The organism is Pseudomonas xanthosomatis, assembly GCF_019139835.1.
GTDB classification, from domain to species: Bacteria; Pseudomonadota; Gammaproteobacteria; order Pseudomonadales; family Pseudomonadaceae; genus Aquipseudomonas; species Aquipseudomonas fakonensis.
In genome coordinates, this window is sequence record NZ_CP077075.1 from 2717800 (window position 1) to 2739255 (window position 21456).

The following is a 21456-nucleotide window of genomic DNA, read 5'->3' on the forward strand; positions in this document are numbered from 1 at the left end:
CCGGACACCAGCCCGCCACCCGGGCCGGCCCGGGCTGCCGAGGTCTGCTGTATGCCTGATGATTCGCACCACCTGCCCCTGATCCAACGCGTCCTGGCCCGCGAAAAGGCTACCCCCGGCGCGCTGTTGCCGATTCTCCATGCCATCCAGGCCGGTGCCGGCTACATCCCCGACATCGCCGTCGGCGAAATCGCCCACGCACTTAACCTGAGCCTTGCCGAAGTGCGCGGGGTGATCAGCTTCTACCACGATTTTCGTACCACCCCGCCGGCGCGCCACACCCTGCGCCTGTGCCGCGCCGAGTCCTGCCAGAGCCGCGGCGCCGAAGCCCTGGCCGCGCAACTGCGCGAGCAGCTCGGGCTGGACGACCACGGCACCAGCGCCGACGGCGCGCTGAGCCTGCACCCGGTGTACTGCCTGGGCGCCTGCGCCTGCTCGCCGGCCCTGGAGCTGGACGGCCAACTGCATGCACGCCTGACCCCCGAGCGCCTGCGTGCGTTGGTGGAAAGCTGCCGTGAGGAGGTGAAGGCATGCTGAGCCTGTGCATTCCCTGCGATTCACTGGCTCGCGCCGTTGGCGCCGACCAGGTGGCCGAGGCGCTTGCCCGCGAGGCCGAGCGTCGGCAACTGCCGCTGAGCATCAAACGCACCAGTTCCCGTGGCCTGTACTGGCTGGAGCCGCTGGTGGAACTGGAAGGCGCCGATGGCCGCCAAGGCTTCGGGCCGCTGACGGTCGATGACGTGCCTGGCCTGCTCGACGCCCTGCAAGGCAACCGCCAACACCCGTTGGCGCTGGGCCCGGTCGAAGCCATCCCCTACCTGAAAACCCAGCAGCGCCTGCTGTTCGCCCGTGCGGGCATCACCCGGCCGTTGTCGCTGGACGACTACCATGCCCATGGCGGCTTCGAGGGCCTGCGCCAGGCTGCGCTGCTGGACGGCGACGAGGTGGTAGCCACCGTGCTCGACTCCGGCCTGCGCGGCCGTGGCGGTGCGGCGTTCCCGGCGGGCATCAAGTGGCGCACGGTGCGTGAGGCCAAGGCTGGGCAAAAGTACGTGGTGTGCAACGCCGATGAAGGCGACTCTGGCACCTTCGCCGACCGCATGCTGATGGAGGGTGACCCGTTCCTGCTGATCGAGGGCATGATCATCGCAGGCCTGGCCGTGGGCGCCAGCCACGGCTACATCTACGTGCGCTCGGAGTACCCGGACGCGATTCGCGCGCTCAACGAAGCGATCCTGCTGGCCCGTGAGGCCGGCTACCTGGACGTGGCCGGTAACGGCCTGGCTTTCCACCTGGAGGTGCGGGTGGGCGCCGGCGCCTACATTTGCGGTGAAGAAACCGCGTTGCTCGAATCGCTCGAGGGCAAGCGCGGCATCGTGCGGGCCAAACCGCCGTTGCCGGCGCTGCAAGGGCTGTTCGGGCAACCGACGCTGGTGCACAACGTGCTCACCCTGGCTTCGGTGCCGGTCATCCTGGCCAAGGGCGCGGCGTTCTACCGCAACTACGGCATGGGCCGTTCGCTGGGCACGCTGCCGTTCCAGCTGGCCGGCAACGTGCGCCATGGCGGGCTGGTGGAGCGCGCCTTTGGTCTCACCCTGCGCGAACTGGTCGAAGGCTACGGTAGTGGTACCGCCAGCGGCCGGCCGATCAAGGCCGCACAGGTCGGCGGCCCGCTGGGCGCCTGGGTGCCACCGGCGCAGTTCGACACCCCGCTGGACTACGAGGCCTTCGCCGCCCTGGGCGCGATGCTCGGCCACGGCGGCGTGGTGCTGGCCGACGACACGCTGAACATGGCCGGCATGGCACGCTTCGCCCTGCAGTTCTGCGCCGAAGAAAGCTGCGGCAAATGCACCCCGTGCCGCATCGGCTCGACCCGCGGCGTGGAGGTGGTCGACAAGCTGATCGCCAGCACCGACCCCGCCTATCGCGAAAGCCAGGCCGGCCTGCTGCGCGACCTGTGCGACACGATGCAGTACGGCTCGCTGTGCGCCATGGGCGGCATGACCGCCTACCCGGTGGCCAGCGCCCTCAAGCACTTCCCCGCCGACTTCGGCCTGGCCCCTGCGGAGGCTGCGCAATGATCAACTACTTCGACCCCGGCAGCAGCGATATCGACCTGGGCACCCCCGAACGGGTCAGCGACGTGCAGGTCAGCCTGGTCATCGACGGCCGCGCCATCAGCGTGCCGGCCGGCACCTCGGTGATGCGCGCAGCGGCCATGCTTGGCACCAGCATCCCCAAGCTGTGCGCTACCGACAGCCTTGAAGCCTTCGGCTCGTGCCGCATGTGCATGGTCGAGATCGACGGCATGCGCGGCTACCCGGCCTCGTGCACCACGCCGGTGGGCGAGGGCATGGTGGTGCGCACGCAAACCCCGCGCCTGGCCGACCTGCGGCGCAACGTGATGGAGCTGTATATCTCTGATCACCCGCTGGACTGTCTGACCTGCTCGGCCAACGGCAACTGCGAGCTGCAGACCGTGGCCGGCCAGGTGGGCCTGCGCGAGGTGCGTTACGGCTATGACGGCGCCAACCACCTGGCCGAGCAAAAGGACACCTCCAACCCGTACTTCGACTACGAGCCGAGCAAGTGCATCGTTTGCAGCCGCTGCGTGCGCGCCTGCGAAGACATCCAGGGCACCTTCGCCCTGACCATCAGCGGGCGTGGCTTTGAGTCGCGGGTGGCGGCGGCCGGCGGTGACAACTTCCTGGCCTCCGAATGCGTGTCGTGCGGTGCCTGTGTGCAGGCCTGCCCGACCGCCACCCTCAGCGAAAAAAGCCTGGTGCAACTGGGCCAGCCCGAGCGCGCCGTCATCACCACCTGCGCCTACTGCGGTGTGGGCTGCTCGTTCCGTGCCGAGATGAAAGGCGACCAACTGGTGCGCATGGTCCCCGACAAGCAGGGCGGCGCCAACCACGGCCATGCCTGCGTCAAGGGGCGTTTTGCCTGGGGCTACGCTACCCACCCCGACCGCATCACCAAGCCGATGATCCGCAAGCGCCTCGAAGACCCGTGGCAGGAAGTCAGCTGGGACGAGGCGGTCAACTATGCGGCCAGCGAGCTCAGGCGCATCCAGCTCAAGTACGGGCGTGACTCCATCGGCGGCATCACCTCCAGCCGCTGCACCAACGAAGAGGCTTACCTGGTGCAGAAGCTGGTGCGCACCGCGTTCGGCAACAACAACGTCGACACCTGCGCGCGGGTTTGCCATTCGCCCACCGGCTACGGCCTCAAGCAGACCCTCGGCGAGTCGGCCGGCACCCAAAGCTTCGATTCGGTGATGCAGGCCGACGTGGTGCTGGTGATCGGCGCCAACCCCACCGACGCGCACCCGGTGTTCGGCTCGCAGCTCAAGCGCCGCCTGCGCCAGGGCGCGCGGCTGATCGTCATCGACCCGCGGCGCATCGACCTGGTGGACTCGCCCCACGCCCGCGCCGAGCTGCACCTGCAACTGCGCCCGGGCACCAACGTGGCCATGCTCAATGCCCTGGCCCACGTGATCGTCAGCGAGGGCCTGCTGGCCCAGGGTTTCATCGATGCGCGCTGCGAAACCGAGGACTTCGCCCGCTGGCGCGATTTCGTCGCCCAGCCCGACAACGCCCCCGAAGTGCTTGGCCCAGTGTGCGGCGTGCCTGCCGAGGAGATCCGCGCCGCCGCCCGGCTGTACGCCACCGGTGGCAACGCGGCCATTTACTACGGCCTGGGCGTGACCGAACACAGCCAGGGCAGCACGGCGGTGATGGGCATCGCCAACCTGGCCATGGCCACCGGCAACATTGGCCGCGAAGGGGTCGGGGTGAACCCGCTGCGCGGGCAGAACAACGTGCAGGGCTCCTGCGACATGGGCTCGTTCCCCCACGAGCTGCCCGGCTACCGGCACATCTCCAACGAGGGCGTGCGCAGCGAGTTCGAGCAAGCCTGGGGCGTGACCCTGCAGCCCGACCCCGGGCTGCGCATCCCCAACATGTTCGAGGCGGCGCTGGACGGCAGCTTCAAGGCGCTGTACTGCCAGGGTGAGGACATCGCCCAGAGCGACCCCAACACCCAGCACGTCACCGCAGCCCTGTTGGCCATGGAGTGCGTGGTAGTGCAGGACATCTTCCTCAACGAAACCGCCAAGTTCGCCCATGTGTTCCTGCCGGGCAGCTCGTTCCTTGAAAAGGACGGCACCTTCACCAACGCCGAGCGGCGTATCTCGCGGGTGCGCAAGGTGATGCAACCGCTGGCCGGCAAGGCCGACTGGGAGGCCACCGTGGCCCTGGCCAACGCCCTGGGCTACCCGATGAACTACCGCCACCCATCCGAGATCATGGACGAAATCGCCCGCCTGACGCCGAGCTTCCACCGCGTCAGCTACGCCGAGATCGACCGCCATGGCAGCCTGCAATGGCCGTGCAACGACGCCGCCCCCGACGGTACCCCGACCATGCACATCGACCAGTTCGTGCGCGGCAAGGGGCGCTTCATGCTCACCGGCTACGTGCCCACCGACGAGAAGGTCAACGGCCGCTACCCGCTACTGCTGACCACCGGGCGCATCCTCAGCCAGTACAACGTCGGTGCCCAGACCCGGCGCACCCACAACGTGGCCTGGCACGACGAGGACCGCCTGGAAATCCACCCAAGCGACGCCGAAAGCCGCGGTATCCAGGACGGCGACTGGGTCGGCGTGGGCAGCCGCTCGGGGCAGAGCGTGCTGCGTGCACGGGTCAGCAGCAGGGTTGCGCCGGGGGTGGTGTACACCACCTTCCACTTCCCTGAGTCGGGCGCCAACGTGATCACCACCGACAACTCCGACTGGGCCACCAACTGCCCGGAATACAAGGTCACCGCGGTGGAGGTGGTGAAGGTGTTCCAGCCGTCGGAATGGCAAAAGCGCTACCAGCGCTTCAGTGACGAACAGCGCCGCCTGCTTGAGCAGCGGCGCCAGGCCGAAGGGCAGGAAAAGGCAGAGGTGCGCCGATGAGCAGCGACAACCTGGTGAAGATGGCTAACCAGATCGCCCATTATTTTGACAGCGAGCCCGACCGGGCCAAGGCGGTGCAGGGGGTACGCCAGCACCTGCAGAGCTTCTGGACCCCGGCCATGCGCCAGCAGTTGGGGGCGTGGATCGAGGGGCATGCGGGGGAGGGGGTGGATGACAAGGTGAAGGAGGCGTTGGGTTAGTTGTTGCCTGTACCGGCCCTGTCGCGGGGCAAGCCCGCTCCCCCAACTGACGTGGGAGCGGGCTTGCCCCGCGACAGGGCCGGCACCGCAAAATGAAATGTCCGTCATCTACGCAGGGCTTTTCGCCCACCGGTGCTAACCTCGCGAAAACTCCGCCTCGGACACCGCACCATGGACATGAACTGGCACCAGGCCCTGCAACAGAGCCTGAGCTGGCTGGCAATCGCCACAGGCATCACTTTCGTCTGCTTCACCCTCGCGGCCTGGCTGGCCGTGCGCTACACCCGCTGGGGCCGGCAGTTCTGGCAACTGGCCGGCCCCTATTTCAACTTGCGCCGCACCTGGCGCCCGCTGCTGGCCTTTGCCCTGCTGCTGGTACTGACCCTGTTCGCAGTGCGCCTGAACGTGTTGTTCTCGTTCTGGTACAACGGCTTCTATAGCGCCCTGCAGGGCCTGGACCAAACGGCCTTCTGGTACCTGCTCGGGGTGTTCGCGGTGCTGGCGACCATTCATGTACTGCGGGCGCTGTTCACCTTCTACGTAACCCAGGCGTTCAACATTCGCTGGCGCGTATGGCTTACCGAGCGCCTGAGCGCCGACTGGATGCGCGGCGATGCCTACTACCGTGGCCAGTTCCTCGCAGAGCCGGTGGACAACCCCGACCAGCGTATCGAGCTGGACATCAACGCCTTCGTCACCGGCTCCGTATCGCTGGCCCTGGGCGCGGTCAGCGCGCTGGTGTCGCTGGTGGCCTTCACCGGCATCCTCTGGGGCCTGTCGGCGCCGTTGGCGGTGGCCGGTATCGAGGTACCGCGGGCGATGGTGTTCGCCGTGTATGTGTACGTGCTGATCGCCACCTGGATTGCGTTCCGCCTAGGCCAGCCGCTGATCCGCCTGAATTTTCTCAACGAAAAACTTACGGCGAACTTCCGCTATGCACTGATGCGCCTGCGCGAAAACGCCGAGAACATCGCCTTTTACCAAGGTGCACAGGTGGAGCGGGGGACCTTGCTCGGGCGCTTCTTCGCGTTGATCGGCAACGCCTGGGACCTGGTGTACCGAAACCTCAAGTTCAGCGGTTTCAACTTAGGTGTCAGCCAGGTGGCGGTGGTGTTCCCGTTCATTTTGCAGGCGCCGCGCTTCTTCAGTGGTGCGATCAAGCTCGGTGATGTGATGCAGACCTCCCAGGCCTTTGGCCAGGTGCAGGATTCGCTGTCGTTCTTCCGTGAGTCCTACGACACCTTCGCCAGCTACCGCGCCACCCTCGACCGTTTGACTGGTTTTCTCGACGCCAACGAGCAGGCCGCTGCGTTACCGCACGTCGATAGCCACGAGCTGCCCGGCGCGCTGGCCATCAATGGCTTGCAAGTGCGCCGCCCCGACGGCCATGCGCTGATCGACGGCCTCGACCTGCACCTGCACAGCGGCCAGGCGCTACTGATCAAGGGCCCCTCGGGCAGTGGCAAGACCACCCTGTTGCGCGCCCTGGCCGGTCTCTGGCCCCACGCCGACGGCAGTGTAAGCCGGCCCCTGGGGCACCAGGCGCTGTTCCTCTCGCAGCGGCCGTACCTGCCGTTGGGCGACCTGCGCACCGCCATCGCCTACCCGGCCGACGGCCTGCCGGCAGACGATGCGCGCATGCAGCAGGCCCTGCGCCAGGTGAACCTGGCCCATCTGGCCGAGCGCCTGGGCGAGCAACGCGACTGGTCGCGCATCTTGTCGGTGGGCGAGCAGCAACGCCTGGCCTTTGCCCGGGTGCTGTTCAACCAGCCGCAGATCGTGTTCCTCGACGAGTCCACCTCGGCGATGGACGAGGGGCTCGAGCATGCTCTGTATTCGCTGCTGCGCAGCGAAATGCCGCACACCTTGCTGGTGAGTGTGGGGCACCGCAGCACCTTGGCGGGGTTTCATACGCACCGGCTGGAAGTGGACGGGCAGGGCGGGTGGAGGTTGCTGGAGCAGGCGCCGGCGCAGGGCATGCCTGCGTAGGACATAGGGATAGGCTCCCGAGGGTAGGCTGGGTTCGCTATGGGCAGTCGACGGTGAAAGGGATCGACCTTGAAACCAAGAAGGCACATTGCGAGCGGACTCGCCGTTTGAATTATGCGGCGAGTTTGCGGCTTGAGTCTTGTGCAACCGCTTGAATACCCGCGATGACAATGAGCTTGCCATCGCGGAGCGAGATTTTTCCGAACTGGCCGCCAGTCAGTTGGAATTCAGCTTGCCGCCCTACGACCTGAGCTTCGGGCAAGCCCGCTCCCACGTGCCACTGTGGCGCTTACGTGGGAGCGGGCTTGCCCCGCGATGGACCTGAAGGCTTACGACTTGAACCGCCCCACCAACCCGTTCAGCTCATCCGACAACTGCGCCAGGCGCCCGGAGTCGGACTGCGCCGAACTGGCCAGGCCCTCCACCAAGCGCGCCTCGTCGTAGATCTGCTGGATATGCCGGTTGATCTCCTCGGCCACGCTGTGCTGCTCTTCGGCGGCGGCGGAAATCTGCAGGTTCTGGTCGCGAATCTCGTTCACCGACAGCTGGATGCCCTCGAAGCTGTCGCGGGCGCTCTCGATCGACGACACGCTGGCCCGGGACAGGTCCAGGCAGCTGTCCATCTTGTCCGACACTTCCTGGGTCTTGGCGCCCAGGGTGTTGAGCAACTGATCGATCTCGCCGGTGGAGTCGGAGGTGCGCTTGGCCAGCGCCCGCACTTCGTCGGCCACCACGGCAAAGCCGCGGCCCTGGTCGCCGGCGCGGGCGGCCTCGATGGCAGCGTTCAGCGCCAGCAGGTTGGTCTGCTCGGCGATGGCGCGGATGGTGCCGAGGATCTGGTTGATGCTGCGGCTGCCTTCCTCGAGCTCGACCATGGCCTGGGACGACTCGCTCAGGCGCATGCCCAAACGGTTGACGTTCTCGGTGGTGGCTTCGATCTGCTGCTTGCCCTCGGCGACGCGGCGGTGGCCGTTTTCGGCGGCGTCCGCCGCGCTGCTGCACGAGCGGGCCACTTCGTTGGCGGTGGCGACCATCTCGTTGAACGCGGTGGAAACCAGCTCGACTGCTTCACGCTGGCGCCCGGCAGCTTCGTTCATGTCGCCGGCCATGGCGCTGTTGGCTTTCGACGCTTCGTGCAGGTTGGTCGAGGCCGAGCCGATACGCTGGATCAGCTGGCGGATGGCGGCCAGGAACTTGTTGAACCAGCCGGCAAGCTCTGCGGTTTCGTCGCGGCCCTGAATCTGCAGGTCGCGGCGCAGGTCGCCTTCACCTTCGGCGATGGACTGCAGGCCGACGCTGACCTGGTTGATCGGCTTGACGATCACCCTCGAGAACGCAGCCGCCACCAGGGCGAACACCAGGGCCAGCAGCACCACGATCACCGCAGTGGTGTAGGTCATGCGGGTGGCGGCGGCCATCACTTCGTCGTACTCGATCAGGCCGACGAAGCGCCAGCCCAGGCCCGGCGAGGTCCACACGTTGGCCATGTAGCGCACGCCATCGATCACCACTTCGGTGGAGCCTTGCTCGGTGGCTGCCAGCTGCGCGTAGGGGGCGCCCAGGTCCTTCAACTGCTTGAAGCTGTGCCCGGCGTCGCGCGGGTCGACCAGCACGGTGCCGTTTTCAATCAGCATCACATAGCCGCTGTTGCCCAACTTGATGCTCTTTACCAGCTCAGTGAGGTTTTTCAGCGACACGCTGACCACGAACACGCCCCGGGCCTTGCCGGCCGGGTCGAGCAGGGCGCGGGCGGTGCCCACCAGCGCCACGTCGTCCTTGTCGTAGTAGTAGGCGGCGGTGCGCACGGTCTTGCCGGGGCTGGCCATGGCGTCCTTGTACCAGGGGCGGGCGCGCGGGTCGTACTTGGCCAGTTGCGGGTCATCGGGCCACTTGGCGTAGGTGCCGTCTTCCAGGCCGATGGACAGGATCGCCGCCGCCGGGTGAGTGGTGCCGTAGCGGGCGAAGGCATCGATCACCTGTTGCGCGGCGGCCGGCATCGGTTTGCTGGCTGCATCGGCGGAAGTGTAGTCCTTTAATGTATCGACTGAATTGTATACAGGATCTTTGGACATTTGCTCGACGTTCTGCAAAGTGCCGTCGAAGAACTGCCGCATATTACCGTCGATCTGGCGAATTTCCCGGGTACTGCCATCGACGAACTGGTCTACCGCGTCATTGCGGATATTCAGTACAGAAATGCCGCCGACCAGCGCTACCGGGATAAAAGCCACCAGCACGAAGGCCATTACCAGTTTGTTTTTTATTTTCATCAAGACACCCATCCGTGAGAGTGAAGGAACGCAGGGCCGTTTCTAGGGAGGGGTGGCCACTTGCTATCTCTGTTTGTTTCGGCGGATCGAATATAAACCTTTAGTATTTGTTTCGTGTACAAGAATGCGAACGATTGTCTTGATTTTTGGGTCAGGCTTCGCGGGCCTCATCGCCGGCAAGCCGGTTCCTGCAGAGACTGTGCGTTATCAGGCCTTATGCGTTCCCCTGTTAGGAGATCACCCAGCCCTTTGGGCTGCGCTGTCGCGCAGAGAACTGGTCTCGCAGATGCGCCACGGTCTCTGTGGGAAGCGGCCTTGTGTCGCGATGGGGCGCGAAGCGGCCCCAAGGTCTCGGCCTCATGCAAAATTGCCGGGGCTGCTGCGCAGCCCATCGCGACACAAGGCCGCTTCCCACAGGGACCGTGTTAAATCAATGAGTTGCAGTTTGTTCTATGAGAGCCGGCTTGCCGGCGATGAGACCCGCAAAACAAACAACATTCTGTGCACCTGCCATGACAATTTGCAGGACCTTTCTTCAGACTTTCCTTATTCCCTGTAGTCCATTTCCCAATCAGTCTTTTTCGGCCTTTCAGCGGTTGTTCTTCCCCGGCGCGCTCCGTAGTCTCGCCCGGTCGTCGCCATTTCGACGACCGGGTGTGCAAGCCCGCAGATGTAGTGCAAGGCCGCTCAATGGTGGCTGCGCGTGGGAGGCTTTCGGGCCTGCCGGGTTCCTACATCTCGGTCTTGCACACCTGCGCGCAGCTGCCTCCATCATTCCGGGTGCAAGCGGATTAACGGCGGCTTTTCATGGCTATGTAGGAGTGCTGAACCATGTTGAAAATCGTCCCCGACCCACCCCGCGCCTCGTCCCCGGAGGCCCGCCCATGACCCTCGAAACCCCAAGGCCCGAACGCCCGAAAACCGCCCACGCCCACTTCGGCACCTGCCACCAAGCCCACCCGCCAATGTTCTCGGTGCATGCCGGCATCGATGGCGAGGACGCGCTGGTGTGCGCCGTTGCCGCGCTCAAGGCTGCTTACGAAACCAACGCCATGGCCCTGGAAAAGGCCGACGAACCCCTGCGCAGCCTGCTGACGGCGACGGAGAACTCGCTGGAGAAAGGGTTGGCATTGTCAGAGGCGGTGTTGGAGGGGATAGAGCGGGGGTGAGCGACCGCGTGGAGGCAGGCAGGTGTTTGGCGAGCGCCTTGCAGCGCCTGTCAGCTTCTACGCAACCCCCAGCCAGCTTAAAAACTACCTCTCTGGGAGCAACTGTTTTGTGCTGCCTGAACCGGCCTCATCGCCGGCAAGCCGGCTCCCACAGGGGATGCGCCAGCTTTCAGGCATTGAGCAAGCCCGCTGCTCCCACTCGATTGGCTGGTCTCACCCCGCCGTCACCTTGGCAAACGCCTCGCGGAACCTGCGCATGTCTGCCTCATCCCCCACGCTCACACGCATCCAGTTGGGCCAGCTTGGCCATACCCGGCCCACCAGCACCTGCTCCTGGGCCAGGCGCTCCACCAGCGGCTGTGCCGGGCCGCGCAGGTCGATCATGAAACAGTTGGTTTGCGAGGCGGTGCAGCGCCAGCCGCGCTCGCCCAGCCAGGCGATGGTGTGGTCGCGCAGGCGGGCGTTGTCGCGCTTGCGCTGCGGCGCCACCTGCGGGTCCTGCAGGCTGGCCAGGCCCGCCAGCAGGGTCGAGGCGGGGGCCACGTTGTCGCCGTCGTAGACCTCGAGCTTTTGCAACAGCGGCGCCTGGCCGATGGCCAGGCCCAGGCGCGCGCCGGCCATGCCATACAGCTTGGAGAAGGTCTGCAGCACCAGCAGTTCGGGATGTTCCTTGACCAGTTCGACGCAACTGGGGGCATCGCTGAAATGGATGTAGGCCTCATCCACTACCACCACGCTGCCGGCCGGCTTGCGCGCCAGCAGGCGCTCGATGTCGCGGCGCGGAGTAAGGGTGCCGGTGGGGTTGTTGGGGTTGCACAGATAGATCATCCCCGGGTTGGCGTCGGCGGCCAGCATGGCGTCCACATCATGGGCGTGCTGCGCATCCAGGGCGATGGCGTGCACCGGGGTGCCATGGCCCTGGGCCGCTTCGCCCGGCGCCTCGTAGGACGGCTCGGCCAGCACCAGGCTGCGTGGGCCGGTAAAGGCCATTACCGCGTGCTGCAGGGCCAGCTTGGAGCCGCAGAACACCTGCACCTGTTCAGCCTGCAAGCCGTGTTGCTCGGCGAACAGTTCGATCAGCCGGTACTGCGCCTTGTAGGGGTAGCGGCCGCTTTGCGCGATGCCGTCCTGCATCGCTTTGCGCGCCGCAGGGCAGGGGCCCCAGGGGCTTTCATTGAAATTGATCTGCACCGGGCCGCCGTGGGTGGCGGCCGGCGGGGTCTGCCCGGCCCAGCTCAATTGGCCGAGCAGTGGCAAGGTCAGGCCCAGGCCAACCAGCGAACGACGTGAGATATCGGTCATGCTTGAACTTCCCTGTTGTTGTTGGTTAACAAGGGGACGAGACCGGCCGCGGTTGATTAAGGGTGGCAAAACGCTTTCTGTGGCCCAGGCCCGGTTGCTGGCACGTGATGCTTGAACTGCACGGTGTATCTGCAATCATGGCGCAGCCCCGGAGCGGGGCTTCTTTCACAGGCAATACAGGAAGGCAGCATGATGCTCGCAACAAGACGGAACTGGCAGGCCCTGGCCCTGGGTCTTCTCATCAGCACCCCACTGCTGGCCGCCGAGCCCCCGCGCCCGCCGGTGGCGGACAAGGTGGTGGCTTTCAGCGGCGAACAAGGCGTGAAGGTGTGGACCCTGCGGGTGGGTGAGCGCAGCGCCAGCCAGGCGCTGGTACAGGTCGATGGCCTCGACCACGACTGGAACATGCGCATCCAGAAGATGGATGTGGAAAAGACCGACCGCGACACCCGCTATGCCACCGAAGTGGACGGCAAGAAGTACGTGGCGCTGATCGTGCGGGGTGACTGGGGCAACCTGTACCTGCCGGGCGAGAAGCAGGAAATCTCGTTGCGCTATGACGCCGGCCTGTCCGAGCAGGGCAATGCCCAGCATTTTCTGACTGAATACCTGGAACAAGCGGCCAAGTGAAGGCTGACGGCCCCATCGCCGGCAAGCCGGCTCCTACAGGGTCTTGCACGCTGCTGTAGGAGCCGGCTTGCCGGCGATAGGGCCGTTGCAGGTCAGAACGCCAGCTTGTAGCCGATCAGCAGCAGCATCGCTGCCAGGCAAGGGCGCAGCACGCGGTCGGAGATACGCCCGGTGAGGTGGCTGCCCAGGTAGATGCCCGGCAGCGAGCCCAGCAGCAGGTAGCCCAGCAGCGACCAGTCCATGTTGCCCATGCCGGCGTGGCCAAGCCCGGCCACCAGGGTCAGCGGCACGGCGTGGGCGATCTCGGTGCCGACCAGGCGGCGGGTGACCAGGAACGGGTACAGCAGGAACAGCGCCACGGTGCCCAGGGCGCCGGCGCCGATCGACGTCAGGGTAACCATCACCCCCAGTACCACGCCGGTCAGCACGGTCAGGGTGTTCAGGGTGCGGTCGCTGAGGTGGTAGTGGTCACCTGCGTGCTTGCTGGCGAAGGCCTGCAGACGCGATTTGAACAGGATGGCCAGGGCGGTGAGGATCAGCACCACGGCCAGGCCTTGCTTGATGATTGCGTTCAGCGCCGAGGTGTCGGTGTGCAGGGTGCTGAGGAACCACAGGGTGAGCGCCGCGGCAGGCACGCTGCCCAGGCTCAGCCAGCCGGTGATCTTCCAGTCGATGTTCTTGTTGCGCCCGTGCACCCAGACGCCACTGGCCTTGGTGATGGCGGCGTAGAGCAGGTCGGTGCCCACGGCAGTGGCGGGGTTGATGCCGAACCACAACAGGATAGGGGTCATCAGCGAACCGCCGCCGACGCCGGTCATGCCGACGATGAAACCCACAACCAGCCCTGCAATGGTGAAACCGAAAGAACCTACATCCATACGCTACTCGACTGCCCAGCTTGCCCGTGATCGGATGCAGCCAGCATATAGATTTTTTTATAGCCAAATAGACTTGTTCGTTATTAGGTTATAACCCTGGTGCATGTAGTGCTTTTCGCGCTTTGTGCAGGAGCAACTGTTTGGCTCAATTTCCAAAAGCTGGCGCGATCCCTGTGGGAGCGGGCTTGCCCGCGAATCAGACGACGCGGTGATTGGCACCGGCTGCGCCGGTGTTCGCGGGCAAGCCCGCTCCCACAGGATTGTGCAGAGCCTGAGTCAGGCGGCGTACCTGTAGGAGCGGACTCTCAAAAAGCGATCCGCGTCGATCAGATGCGGAAGCTGCCCACCAGCTGCTTCAAGCGCCCGGCCTGCTGGCTCAGCGCATCGCAGTGGCGCAGGGTTTCGTTGAGGTTCTCAACCCCTTGCTGGTTCAGCGCGTTGATCTGGGTGATGTCCAGGTTCAGGCTCTCGACCACGGCAGTCTGCTCTTCGGTGGCGGTGGCCACCGACTGGTTCATGCCGTCGATCTCGCCAATGCGCTGGGTGACGCTGGCCAGGCGCTCGCCGGCCTGGTTGGCCACCTGCACGGTCTGCTCGCTGGACACCTGGCTGGTGTTCATGGTGTGCACCGCCTCGCGCGAGCCCACCTGCAGGCTGGTGATCATGCGGTGGATCTCTTCGGCCGACTCCTGGGTACGGTGGGCCAGGTTGCGCACCTCGTCGGCCACCACGGCAAAGCCACGCCCGGCTTCACCGGCGCGGGCGGCTTCGATGGCGGCGTTCAGCGCCAGCAGGTTGGTCTGCTGGGAGATGCCCTTGATCACGTCAAGGATCTTGCCGATCTCGTCGGTGCTGGCGTTGAGCGTCTCGATCTGCTCGCACGACTCGCTGATGCGCTGCGACAACGCGGTCATGGCGTTGATCGCCTGGTCCACCACCTCGCGGCCATCGTGGGCCTGCTCGCTGGCGCCGCTGGCGTGCTGCGAGGCATCGGCGGCGTTGCGGGCGATCTCCTGGGTGGCAGCGCCCAGTTCGTTGATCGCCGCGGCCACGCTGTTGGTACGCATGCTCTGCTCCTCGGAGCCGCTGAGCGAGGCGTTGGAGGCGCCTACCACCTTCTCCGACAGGTCGTGCACCAGGCGGGTGGCCGAGGATACTTCGGTGATCGAGGCATGGATGCGCTCGACGAAGCGGTTGAACGAGGTGGCCAGTTCGCCGAACTCGTCCTTCTGCTCGACGGTCAGGCGCCGGGTCAGGTCGCCTTCACCCTCGGCGATGTCGCGCATGGCGCGGCCCATGGTGGTCAGCGGGCGCATCAGTACCGGGATCAACAGCCCCAGCAGGCCTGCGATGGCGGCCACCGCAACGAGCATGGCAATGATCGCCGAGGTGCGGAACTGGCCGAGGGCGGCGTAGGCCTTGTCTTTATCGATCGACAGGCCGATGTACCACTGCGCCGAGGGCAGGCCGTCGACCTTGGCGAACGAGACGATGCGCTCTTCACCGTTCAGGGTCACATCCTGCATGCCCGGCTCGATGCGCAGGTTGGCGCCGGGGTAGATGTCCTTGAGGTTCTGCATCAGGTGGCCTTTGTCGGGGCTGACGATGACCTGGCCGTTGCCGTCCACCAGGAAGGCGTGGCCGATGCCGCCGAAGTCCACCGCAGCGAGGATCTTGCTCAGGGTGTCCAGGCTCAGGTCGCCGCCGACCACGCCCAGCAGCTCGCCGTTGTTGCGCGCCTTGACCGGGATGGCGATGGTCACCACCAGGCCGCCCACCGAGGCCTGGTAGGGCGGGGTCAGCAGGGTCTGGTTGGCGGTCACTGCCTGGGTGTACCAGGGGCGCTGGCGCGGGTCGTAGCCGTCGGGCATCTTCGCGTCGGGGCGCTGGGTGAACAGGCCGGTGTTCTGGCCGAAGTAGGTGAACTGGAAGTTGCTGGTGTACGAAGGCTGGTCGACCAGACCCGGCACGTTGGGGCCGGCGCCTTGCTGGGCGATATCCTGGGCGAGGTTTTCCAGCACCAGGATGCGCCCGCTCATCCAGTTCTGCACGCTGCTGGCGGTTTGCGCGCCAGCCTGGCGCACCGACGACTCGATGTTCTGGCGAATGGTGTTGCGCTGCAGGTAGTCGTTGTAAAGGGTGAACAACGCGAAGGCCAGGACGACGACGCCGCAGGCGCTGAGCAGGATCTTGTGGCGGAATTTCAGGTTCATGTTTCGAGACCTTGAGCCAATAAGGTGGAGGGCGCCGCGCGCTTGTGGCGCGATGGGCGAAGCCTGTCATCACGGTATCGGCTGTTCATGGAATTTGTTGAAAGATTAAATGCCGCAAACTCTGTCGGTTATGCCCTGCGCCCTATGTCGCCGATGACAGCAGCTTCACCAGCGCCCGCGCAGCCTGGCCAAGGGGCTGCTGCTTGAGCCAGAAGGCATGCACCGGCAGTTGCAGTTCGTTGCGGGTGTTGCCAAAGGCCAGGCGTACCAGGCGCCCGGCGCCGATCAGCGGGCCCACCCGCGACAGCGGCAAGTCGCCCCAACCAAGCCCGGCTTCGACCATTTGCACGGCCAGGTCGTAGCTGTCGGTGCGCCAGTGCGAGGTGCCGATCAGCGGGCGCGGGTCGCTCAGCGGCAGATCGCGGCTGCACACCAACACCTGGCGCAGGCTCACCAGGTCCTCGAGGTTGCGGATGCGCCCTTCACGGTAGGCCGGGTGCTGCGGCGACAGGGTGGCCACCAGCGACTCCATGGTGATGTGCTGGAAGCTGCGCCGCGCATCCACCTGCAGCCCGGCAAAGGCCAGCGCCAGGCAAACCCGGCCACTGTCGAGCAGGTGCAGGGCTTCTTCCTGCGGGGCGGCCAGCAGCTCGATGTCCAGCAACGGGTGGCGTTCGCCCAGGCGGGCGATGGCGTGCAGCAGCGGGCGCTGGTCGATGTCCGGCACCACGGCGATGGCCAGGCTGCTCTCAAGCCCGCGGGACAGCTCCAGGGCGTGTACCGCCAGCAGCTCCAATTGCTCGCCGATCAGCCGGGCATGGGGCTCCAGGGCCAGTGCCTGGGCGGTGGGGCGTACTTCCCGGGGGCCGCGTTCGAACAGCGCATAGCCCAGTTCGGCCTCAAGGTTGCCGATGCCCATGCTCACCGCCGAGGGCACCCGGCCCAAGGCGCGGGCGGCGGCAGAAAACGAGCCACGGTCGAGCACGGCAAGAAACAGCAGGATGGTGTCGCTGGAAAAGTTCATGGCAGGCTCCTTTCAGTCAATCTGAAAGCTGCTGACTTTTTCTGTCAAGCCTGTTGATGCATGCTCGCCGCCCTTCGATGAACCTGCGGTAAAGGTGCCCCCGTGCAAGGACTCAAACGCAAACTGGTCTACGTGACTTTCTATGAACTGATCGGCTTGTGCATGTCGACCCTGGGGCTGGCCTACTTGTCCGACACCCAGGCCTCGCACACCGGGCCCCTGGCGGTGATGATCACCACTATCGCCATGGCCTGGAACCTGGTCTACAACAGCCTGTTCGAGTACTGGGAGAGCCGCCAGGCCAAGCGCGGCCGCAGCCTTTCGCGGCGGGTGGCGCATGCGGTGGGCTTTCAGCTGACCCTGGTGGTGTACCTGATTCCGCTGATTGCCTGGTGGCTGGACATGACACTGCTGGAAGCCTTGGTGGTGGATATGGCGTTCATCGTGCTGGTGCCGTGCTACACCTTTGCCTACAACTGGGCGTTCGACCGCATCTTCGGTTTGCCGGCATCGGCCATGGCAGTGGCCAGCGTAGGGTCACGGCGGCAGGCGGATCAATAGCGGCTCCTGCACAGGTCCGCGACTACCCAGCAAACTGTCCTCCACCTGCCCCGACAGGTAATACACCCCGGCCATGGCCCCGCTCTGGCGGTTTTCCATCAGATCCTGCCATTCCTCGTTCAGCGCCACCCCCAGAATCACCCGCAACTGCTCGACCATCTGCGGCTGCTCGCGGTCGTGGCTGATCATGCCGTAGCCGGCCACCGCCACCGAGATCATGGTCCCGGCCGCCTTGCCCACCGCCGCTGCGATGGCGCTGGCAGCGCCGCGCGGGGCCAGGGTGGCGCCGAGTTTTTCGCTGGCCTGGGTGGCCACCGATGACAGGCCGACGTCGGTTTTGCCCGGTGCCCTGGAGGCCTGTTGGTGCAGGTACTCGCGTAGCGACTGCCAGGCCGGCTGCTGGGCCAGCGACTTGGCGCGCAGCAGTTGGTACAGCGTGGCGTTGCGCGCATCCGGCGGGCCCAGCGCGATGACCGGGATGCGGTTGAGGCGCTGGCTGAACTGCTCGGGCGGGGCGTTGTAGCGCTGGATGATGGCTGGCAATTGCTGGCCGAGCAGTTGCAGGTACAACTCGCTGGCGCGGTCGCGGATGCCTTCGGGGTCGATCTGCTCGGCCACCGGCTCGATCACCCGCTGGTGGTATTGCTCCTGCAGGTACAGGGCCAGGCGCTTTTCTGGCGGCTCGGCGCCATTGCCGCCGTTCATCTTGTACCAGGCCACCTTTAACGTGAGCCATTGCTGGGTCCAGTAGCCGGTGAACCAGGGGATGAAGTCGTTTTCGGTACGCTGTTGCACCTGCTCGCGCCACACCCGCATCGAGCGGCGGGCGTAGTCGTTGGCAGAAGCTGTGGCCGCGACCGAGGCGTTGAGCAGGTCCTGGTCGATGCGTTGCCACACCGCCGGGGGCAAGGGTTGCGGTGGCGGTGGGGCAGGGCGCCTGGCGGCGCAGCCGGCCACGGCCAGCAGCAGGCACAGGGGCAAAACCAGAGCGGTTGATTTCACGCCGGGCGCCTCAAAGCCTGATGGTCAACCAAGTATAGGCCGGCGCCCCTGTGGGAGCCGGCTTGCCGGCGATCACCGGCTTGCCGGTGCCAGGCACCGCGTTGCATGCTTTGCGGTGGTCCGGCACCCCGGTAAACCCGCTCTAATGGAACAAACTACAGCTCATTGATTTAACACGGCCTCTGTGGGAAGCGGCCTTGCCGGGGCGCCGTCCGGTCGAGATGGGCTGCGCAGCAGCCCCGGCAATCTTGCATGAGGCCGAGACCTTGGGGCCGCTTCGCGCCCCGTCGCGACACAAGGCCGCTTCCCACAGGGGCCTTGGTGCATCTGCGATAGCGCAGCCCGAAAGGGCAGGGTGATCTCCTACAGGTCCAGCTTGGCTTCGAGCCGGTCCAGGTGCTCGTGCATCAACGCCAGCGCCGCTTCGCCGTCGCCGCTTTCCACGGCATCGATGATTGCTGCGTGCTCCTGCCAGGCGCAGTGCTCGCAGCAGGGCGATTCGTAGCGGGCGATGATCAGCGAGGTCATCGGCACCAGCCCGTTGAGAAACCGTGCCAGCGGCGCGTTGGCGGCCATCTGCGCCAGCTTCATGTGAAACTCGCCGCCCAGGCGGATTGCCGTGCAGCGCTCGCCCTGCTCGTGGTGCTGGCGTTCGCGCTCCACCAGCTGGCGCAACTGGCGAATTTGCGCCGGGCGGGCGCGCTGGGTGGCCAGGCCGATCAGCGTGGTTTCCGCCAGGCGCCGGGCGCTGAGCACCTGGCGCGCCTGCTGCGGGTCGGGGGCGGCCAGGTGTGCGGTGTGGCTGGGGCGCTGCACCACTACCTGCTGGTCGGACAGGCGCCCGAGCACCCGGCGGATCACCGTGCGGCTGACACCGAAGGCATTGCCCAGGGCCTGCTCGGGCAGGGCGCTGCCCGGTGGCAGGCGTTGCTCGAGGATGGCGTCGAACAAGCGGGGGTAGATCTGCTCGGCCGACAGGCGGGTTTCGCCGGCGCCCAGCAGGGCAGGCAGGTGGGGGGCGGCTTGGGCGCAGGCGGTCATGGTCGCTCTCCTTGGGTCAGGGGCCGGGGTGGTCGTCGGGGATGTTCAGGGCAATGCCCATGCGCTCGCCTTCGGCGAGGATGTGGCGGCGCATCTGCAGGCTGGCGTGGGCGCTGTTGCGTTCGCGGATGGCACGCACCACCGCTTCGTTTTCGCTCAGGCGCGCAGCCAGGTGTTCGGGGGAGTTGCGCAGCATGTCGGCGCTTTCTTTGAGGGCGTTGCCGGTTTGCTGCACCACGCTCTGGAAGATCGGGTTGGTGGTCAGGGCGAACAGCGCTTCGTGGAAGGCGATGTAGGCATTGAAACCGGCCTCGCTGTCGTTTGATTCCAACGCTTCGCGCATGTCCATCAGGGTCAGGCGCAGCTGACCGATGTCCTGGCTGCCGGCCGATTGCGCCACTAACCCGGCGATGAAGGGTTCGAGGGTGTAGCGCAGCTCCAGCACGTCGGCAAGGCTTGCCTGGGCCACGGTTTCCGGGCTTTGCGCCGGGGCGGCGTCGGCGTCGGCGTCCAGCACCAGCACGCCCTTGCCTGGCAGCGAACGCACCAGGCCCAGGGTTTCCAGCACGATCACCGCTTCGCGCAGGCTGGGGCGGCTGATGCCCATTTGCTCGGCCAGCTCGCGCTGGCCAGGCAGCATGTCGCCGCTGCGCCACTGGCCGCGGGCCAGGGCCTGGCGGAGCTTCTCCACCACTGAGTTGACTACGGTCGATGAGCTGATCACGGTTCGCTCCTTGGTTGACGCGTTAGGCTCGCGTCTGGCGGGGCGGCGGCTGGCGCCGCCCGCCGGGGGCTTAGAATTCCTGTTGATGGGCGCTGCCCTGCTTGCGCGGTGCCGGGGCGTAGCCGGGTTTGTTGGCCAGCACGTTGTTGGCGCGCTCCAGGTCGATATCCTTCTCCCAACGGGCGATGGCCACGGTGGCGACGCAGTTGCCGATCAGGTTGGTCAGCGCGCGGCCGATGCCCATGAACCAGTCCACCGCCAGTACCAGCACCAGGCCCACCACCGGGATCGCCGGTACCGCGGTCAGGGTGGCGGCGAGGATCACCAGGGCCGAGCCTGGGATGCCGTGGGCACCCTTGGAAGTCACCAGCGACACCAGAAGAATGGTCAGCAGGTCGGTCATGGCCAGCGGCGTGCCGGTGGCGTTGGCGATGAACACGATGGCCAGGGTCAGGTAAATGGAGAAACCGTCGAGGTTGAACGAGTAGCCGGTGGGGATCACCAGGCCCACGGTGGAGCTGCCGATGCCCAGGTGCTCGAGCTTGCGCATCACCTGCGGCAGCACGGCGTCGGAGGAGGCGGTGCCGAGCACGATGCTCAGTTCTTCACGCAGGTACTTGATCAGCGGCAGCAGCTTCAGGCCGGAAATGCGCATCACCGTACCCAGCACGATCAGCACGAAGCCTGCGCAGGTCAGGTAGAACAGCGCCACCAGGCCGCCCAGGTGCTGCAGCGAGCTCAGGCCGTACTTGCTGGTGGTGAAGGCGATGGCGCCGAATACGCCGATCGGTGCCAGGCGCACGATCATGCCCATGATGCGGAAGATCACGTGGCTCAGCTCGTTGATCAGCCGGGAGATGCCCGAGGCCGACTCGCCCACCAGGTTCAGCGCGCTGCCGAACAGTACCGAGAACAGCAGCACTTGCAGGATGTTGTTGTCGGCGAAGGCGCCCACCACCGAGGTGGGGATCAAATCCATGAGGAAGGTGGTGGTGCTGTGGATATGCGCACCACGGTCGGCCAGGGCGCCGGCATCGGCGCTGGACAGCTGGTCGAGGTGGATGTTGGCGCCGCTGCCAATGCCGCTGGTGAAGGCGAACACCAGGCCGATCACCAGGGCCAGGGTGGTCAGCACTTCGAAGTAGATCACTGACTTGAGGCCGATGCGCCCGACCTTTTTCAGGTCGCCCGCGCCAGAAATACCGCTGACCACCACGCAGAACACGATCAGGCCGATGAGCATCTTGATCAGCTTGATGAAGCCGTCGCCAAGGGGTTTGAGTTGCAGGGACAGGTCGGGGAAGCTCAGGCCGCAGATGACGCCTAGGGCGAGGCCGAGCACTACCTGGAGAAAGATCGAACGCGAACACCATTTGAGCATGGGAGGGATCTCTGATCGGTGTCCTTGCCCCCCAGCCACACGGAGCGAAAGAGTGCAGGACTTAATTATTGTGGTCTTACCGGTTTGTTCACTGCGAGGGCCATAA

17 protein-coding genes and 2 pseudogenes are annotated in these 21456 nt (G+C 65.7%); 8 read left to right on the forward strand and 11 right to left on the reverse strand.

Going from position 1 to position 21456, the window contains the following annotated elements:
* Positions 1–51: 51 nt before the first annotated feature.
* The 5 genes from KSS93_RS12110 to KSS93_RS12130 all read left to right on the forward strand — a co-directional run bounded on the left by KSS93_RS12110 (position 52) and on the right by KSS93_RS12130 (position 7155).
* Positions 52–537 (forward strand): formate dehydrogenase subunit gamma, encoded by a 486-nt coding sequence (locus tag KSS93_RS12110; protein WP_217888456.1) that lies wholly within the window; start codon positions 52–54, stop codon positions 535–537.
* Complete coding sequence (locus tag KSS93_RS12115; protein ID WP_217888457.1) at positions 531–2081, forward strand: formate dehydrogenase beta subunit; 1551 nt, start codon at positions 531–533, stop codon at positions 2079–2081. Before KSS93_RS12110 ends, KSS93_RS12115 begins: the two co-directional genes overlap by 7 nt.
* Positions 2078–4966 carry a formate dehydrogenase subunit alpha gene (gene fdhF, locus KSS93_RS12120; protein ID WP_217888458.1) on the forward strand — a complete coding sequence of 963 codons (2889 nt, stop codon included), beginning with the start codon at positions 2078–2080 and terminating at the stop codon, positions 4964–4966. The genes KSS93_RS12115 and fdhF overlap by 4 nt, the downstream gene beginning before the upstream one ends.
* Positions 4963–5166, forward strand: a complete 204-nt coding sequence (locus KSS93_RS12125) for a formate dehydrogenase subunit delta (RefSeq protein WP_217842642.1) — start codon at positions 4963–4965, stop codon at positions 5164–5166. The genes fdhF and KSS93_RS12125 overlap by 4 nt, the downstream gene beginning before the upstream one ends.
* 171 nt (positions 5167–5337) lie before the next feature.
* Positions 5338–7155, forward strand: coding sequence for an ABC transporter ATP-binding protein/permease (locus tag KSS93_RS12130; protein ID WP_217888459.1), 1818 nt, complete (start codon positions 5338–5340; stop codon positions 7153–7155).
* 329 nt (positions 7156–7484) lie between these two features.
* Here the strand turns inward: KSS93_RS12130 and KSS93_RS26925 are convergent, their stop codons facing one another.
* Positions 7485–8264, reverse strand: a complete 780-nt coding sequence (locus KSS93_RS26925; protein WP_369992152.1) for a methyl-accepting chemotaxis protein — start codon at positions 8262–8264, stop codon at positions 7485–7487.
* Positions 8265–8387: 123 nt separating this feature from the next.
* A pseudogene (locus KSS93_RS26930) lies at positions 8388–9437 on the reverse strand (cache domain-containing protein); the annotation flags it as partial.
* Positions 9438–10309: 872 nt separating this feature from the next.
* Here KSS93_RS26930 and KSS93_RS12140 point away from each other — a divergent pair.
* On the forward strand, positions 10310–10594 hold the full coding sequence (locus tag KSS93_RS12140; protein WP_217888461.1) for a hypothetical protein: 285 nt from the start codon (positions 10310–10312) through the stop codon (positions 10592–10594).
* A 213-nt stretch (positions 10595–10807) separates the two neighbouring features.
* Here the strand turns inward: KSS93_RS12140 and ptaA are convergent, their stop codons facing one another.
* Positions 10808–11896 carry a pyoverdine biosynthesis transaminase PtaA gene (ptaA, locus tag KSS93_RS12145; RefSeq protein WP_217888462.1) on the reverse strand — a complete coding sequence of 363 codons (1089 nt, stop codon included), beginning with the start codon at positions 11894–11896 and terminating at the stop codon, positions 10808–10810.
* A gap of 189 nt (positions 11897–12085) precedes the next feature.
* Between ptaA and KSS93_RS12150 the strand changes: the two genes are divergently transcribed.
* Complete coding sequence (locus KSS93_RS12150) at positions 12086–12526, forward strand: hypothetical protein (protein ID WP_217888463.1); 441 nt, start codon at positions 12086–12088, stop codon at positions 12524–12526.
* 92 nt (positions 12527–12618) lie between these two features.
* On the opposite strand, the gene KSS93_RS12155 is transcribed toward KSS93_RS12150, so the two are convergent.
* The 4 genes and pseudogenes from KSS93_RS12155 to KSS93_RS12165 form a co-directional block, all read right to left on the reverse strand.
* Positions 12619–13404: a sulfite exporter TauE/SafE family protein gene (locus KSS93_RS12155; protein WP_217888464.1), complete on the reverse strand. Its 786-nt coding sequence runs from the start codon at positions 13402–13404 to the stop codon at positions 12619–12621.
* Between the two features lie 326 nt (positions 13405–13730).
* Entirely contained in the window at positions 13731–14471 is a 741-nt protein-coding gene (locus tag KSS93_RS26935) for a methyl-accepting chemotaxis protein (protein WP_369992154.1), read from the reverse strand.
* Positions 14472–14585: 114 nt separating this feature from the next.
* Positions 14586–15617 (reverse strand): annotated as a pseudogene (locus KSS93_RS26940) (HAMP domain-containing protein); the annotation flags it as partial.
* A 142-nt stretch (positions 15618–15759) separates the two neighbouring features.
* A complete protein-coding gene (locus tag KSS93_RS12165; protein WP_217888466.1) occupies positions 15760–16641 on the reverse strand; it encodes a LysR family transcriptional regulator in 882 nt (293 codons plus the stop codon).
* A gap of 102 nt (positions 16642–16743) precedes the next feature.
* Here KSS93_RS12165 and KSS93_RS12170 point away from each other — a divergent pair, with 102 nt between their 5' ends.
* Positions 16744–17202, forward strand: coding sequence for a PACE efflux transporter (locus KSS93_RS12170; protein WP_217888467.1), 459 nt, complete (start codon positions 16744–16746; stop codon positions 17200–17202).
* Here KSS93_RS12170 and KSS93_RS12175 read toward each other — a convergent pair.
* From KSS93_RS12175 to KSS93_RS12190, 4 genes are all read right to left on the reverse strand, one after another.
* Positions 17179–18204 carry a hypothetical protein gene (locus tag KSS93_RS12175; protein ID WP_217888468.1) on the reverse strand — a complete coding sequence of 342 codons (1026 nt, stop codon included), beginning with the start codon at positions 18202–18204 and terminating at the stop codon, positions 17179–17181. The two genes, KSS93_RS12170 and KSS93_RS12175, sit on opposite strands and share 24 nt — an antisense overlap.
* 363 nt (positions 18205–18567) lie before the next feature.
* Entirely contained in the window at positions 18568–19245 is a 678-nt protein-coding gene (locus KSS93_RS12180; RefSeq protein WP_217888469.1) for a GntR family transcriptional regulator, read from the reverse strand.
* A gap of 16 nt (positions 19246–19261) precedes the next feature.
* Positions 19262–19969, reverse strand: coding sequence for a FadR/GntR family transcriptional regulator (locus KSS93_RS12185; RefSeq protein WP_217888470.1), 708 nt, complete (start codon positions 19967–19969; stop codon positions 19262–19264).
* Positions 19970–20039: 70 nt separating this feature from the next.
* Entirely contained in the window at positions 20040–21350 is a 1311-nt protein-coding gene (locus KSS93_RS12190; protein WP_217888471.1) for a C4-dicarboxylate transporter DctA, read from the reverse strand.
* Positions 21351–21456: the final 106 nt, after the last annotated feature.

Bases quoted from the DNA above. Each gene is read 5' to 3' on its own strand.
- KSS93_RS12110 (WP_217888456.1), top strand. From the start codon at position 52: ATGCCTGATGATTCGCACCACCTGCCCCTGATCCAACGCGTCCTGGCC.
- KSS93_RS12115 (WP_217888457.1), top strand. From the start codon at position 531: ATGCTGAGCCTGTGCATTCCCTGCGATTCACTGGCTCGCGCCGTTGGC.
- fdhF (WP_217888458.1), top strand. From the start codon at position 2,078: ATGATCAACTACTTCGACCCCGGCAGCAGCGATATCGACCTGGGCACC.
- KSS93_RS12125 (WP_217842642.1), top strand. From the start codon at position 4,963: ATGAGCAGCGACAACCTGGTGAAGATGGCTAACCAGATCGCCCATTAT.
- KSS93_RS12130 (WP_217888459.1), top strand. From the start codon at position 5,338: ATGGACATGAACTGGCACCAGGCCCTGCAACAGAGCCTGAGCTGGCTG.
- KSS93_RS26925 (WP_369992152.1), bottom strand. From the start codon at position 8,264: ATGGCCGGCGACATGAACGAAGCTGCCGGGCGCCAGCGTGAAGCAGTC.
- KSS93_RS12140 (WP_217888461.1), top strand. From the start codon at position 10,310: ATGACCCTCGAAACCCCAAGGCCCGAACGCCCGAAAACCGCCCACGCC.
- ptaA (WP_217888462.1), bottom strand. From the start codon at position 11,896: ATGACCGATATCTCACGTCGTTCGCTGGTTGGCCTGGGCCTGACCTTG.
- KSS93_RS12150 (WP_217888463.1), top strand. From the start codon at position 12,086: ATGATGCTCGCAACAAGACGGAACTGGCAGGCCCTGGCCCTGGGTCTT.
- KSS93_RS12155 (WP_217888464.1), bottom strand. From the start codon at position 13,404: ATGGATGTAGGTTCTTTCGGTTTCACCATTGCAGGGCTGGTTGTGGGT.
- KSS93_RS26935 (WP_369992154.1), bottom strand. From the start codon at position 14,471: ATGCGTACCAACAGCGTGGCCGCGGCGATCAACGAACTGGGCGCTGCC.
- KSS93_RS12165 (WP_217888466.1), bottom strand. From the start codon at position 16,641: ATGAACTTTTCCAGCGACACCATCCTGCTGTTTCTTGCCGTGCTCGAC.
- KSS93_RS12180 (WP_217888469.1), bottom strand. From the start codon at position 19,245: ATGACCGCCTGCGCCCAAGCCGCCCCCCACCTGCCTGCCCTGCTGGGC.
- KSS93_RS12190 (WP_217888471.1), bottom strand. From the start codon at position 21,350: ATGCTCAAATGGTGTTCGCGTTCGATCTTTCTCCAGGTAGTGCTCGGC.